2 rRNA genes (1 of these 2 cut by a window edge) are annotated in these 2,500 nt (G+C 56.3%); both read left to right on the top strand.

The features are described from left to right. Positions 1 to 2,056, top strand: a 23S ribosomal RNA gene (locus J1C48_RS18545) (it extends 805 nt beyond the left edge of the window). 163 nt (positions 2,057 to 2,219) lie between these two features. Next, positions 2,220 to 2,334 (top strand): 5S ribosomal RNA (gene rrf / locus J1C48_RS18540). Positions 2,335 to 2,500 lie beyond the last annotated feature (166 nt).

Below are 2,500 nucleotides of genomic sequence, written 5' to 3'. Positions count from 1 at the left end.
GAAGGTGCGGTAACACGCACTGAAGGGCCGAACCCGCATCTGTTGCAATAGATTGGGATGACTTGTGGCTAGGGGTGAAAGGCCAATCAAACTCGGAAATAGCTGGTTCTCCGCGAAATCTATTTAGGTAGAGCGTCGGATGAATACTCCAGGGGGTAGAGCACTGGATGGGCTATGGGGGCTCACCGCCTTACTGATCCTAACCAAACTCCGAATACCTGGAAGTACTATCCGGCAGACACACGGCGGGTGCTAACGTCCGTCGTGGAGAGGGCAACAACCCTGACCACCAGCTAAGGTCCCCAAGTTATGGCTAAGTGGGAAAGGATGTGAAGTTTCCAAAACAACCAGGATGTTGGCTTAGAAGCAGCCATCATTTAAAGAAAGCGTAACAGCTCACTGGTCTAATCAAGAGACTTTGCGCCGAAAATGTACCGGGGCTCAAGCCATACACCGAAGCTGTGGACTCCTTTCGAGGAGTGGTAGCGGAGCGTTCCGTAGGCCTGTGAAGGATGACCCGTGAGGGCATCTGGAGGTATCGGAAGTGCGAATGCTGACATGAGTAACGATAAAGGGAGTGAGAGACTCCCTCGCCGAAAGTCCAAGGGTTCCTGCTTAAAGTTAATCTGAGCAGGGTTAGCCGGCCCCTAAGGCGAGGCCGAAAGGCGTAGTCGATGGGAACCACGTTAATATTCGTGGGCCTGGCGGTAGTGACGGATCGCGTGTGTCGTCAATCCTGATCGGATTGGTTTGGCGGCGAAGCGGTTCCAGGAAATAGCTCCGCCTTATAGACCGTACCCGAAACCGACACAGGTGGACTGGTAGAGAATACCCAGGCGCTTGAGAGAACTGTGCTGAAGGAACTCGGCAAATTGCACGCGTAACTTCGGAAGAAGCGTGACCTCATTGAGGGCAACCTTAGTGAGGTGGCACAGACCAGGGGGTAGCGACTGTTTATCAAAAACACAGGGCTCTGCGAAGCCGCAAGGCGACGTATAGGGTCTGACGCCTGCCCGGTGCTGGAAGGTTAAGAGGAGAGGTGCAAGCTTTGAATCGAAGCCCCAGTAAACGGCGGCCGTAACTATAACGGTCCTAAGGTAGCGAAATTCCTTGTCGGGTAAGTTCCGACCTGCACGAATGGCGTAACGACTTCCCCGCTGTCTCCAGCACAGACTCAGTGAAATTGAATTCCCCGTGAAGATGCGGGGTTCCTGCGGTCAGACGGAAAGACCCCGTGCACCTTTACTATAGCTTTACACTGGCATTCGTGTCGGCATGTGTAGGATAGGTGGTAGGCTTTGAAGCTCGGGCGCCAGCTCGGGTGGAGCCATCCTTGAAATACCACCCTTATCGTCATGGATGTCTAACCGCGGCCCGTCATCCGGGTCCGGGACAGTGTATGGTGGGTAGTTTGACTGGGGCGGTCGCCTCCTAAAGAGTAACGGAGGCGCGCGATGGTGGGCTCAGACCGGTCGGAAATCGGTCGTCGAGTGCAATGGCATAAGCCCGCCTGACTGCGAGACAGACAAGTCGAGCAGAGACGAAAGTCGGTCATAGTGATCCGGTGGTCCCGCGTGGAAGGGCCATCGCTCAACGGATAAAAGGTACGCCGGGGATAACAGGCTGATGACCCCCAAGAGTCCATATCGACGGGGTTGTTTGGCACCTCGATGTCGGCTCATCGCATCCTGGGGCTGGAGCAGGTCCCAAGGGTTTGGCTGTTCGCCAATTAAAGCGGTACGTGAGCTGGGTTCAGAACGTCGTGAGACAGTTCGGTCCCTATCTGCCGTGGGTGTAGGAGTATTGACAGGATCTGACCCTAGTACGAGAGGACCGGGTTGGACGTACCTCTGGTGGACCTGTTGTGGCGCCAGCCGCAGTGCAGGGTAGCTATGTACGGTCGGGATAACCGCTGAAGGCATCTAAGCGGGAAACCCACCTGAAAACGAGTGCTCCCTATCAGAGCCGTGGTAGACCACCACGTTGATAGGCCGGATGTGGAAGCGCAGCAATGTGTGAAGCTGACCGGTACTAATCGCTCGATTGGCTTGATCGTTCTCATTCGTCAATGATCATCGTCGCGATGATGATCACCGACATATCATTCGCGCCACAGTGGCCGGGCTGAACCCCGCCGCCGCGGCAAAACAAGACCAGAGCCCTGAAAAAACGGGCCGTCCCGACGGGACCTTCTCGAACCCAAGCTTGGGCTTGGCCGACCTGGTGGTTACAGCGGGGCGGCCGCACCCGATCCCATGCCGAACTCGGCCGTGAAACGCCCCAGCGCCTATGATACTTCGTCTCAAGACGCGGGAAAGTCGGTCGCTGCCAGGTCTGCCAAACCCAAGCTGCAATCTTCAAACCCTCACCCAGCCATCACCGACCACACCCCGCAAGCCACCGGCGCGCGGGGCAAGCGGCGTTTTGACCGCCGCGCCTCCGGCAAAACGCAAAAAAAACGCCCCCAATCTCTCAAAAAACCCATCACAATCGGCCAAAA

This window comes from Jiella flava (assembly GCF_017349315.1).
Classification (GTDB): domain Bacteria; phylum Pseudomonadota; class Alphaproteobacteria; order Rhizobiales; family Rhizobiaceae; genus Jiella; species Jiella flava.
This window is presented reverse-complemented; position numbering and strand designations above follow the sequence as displayed.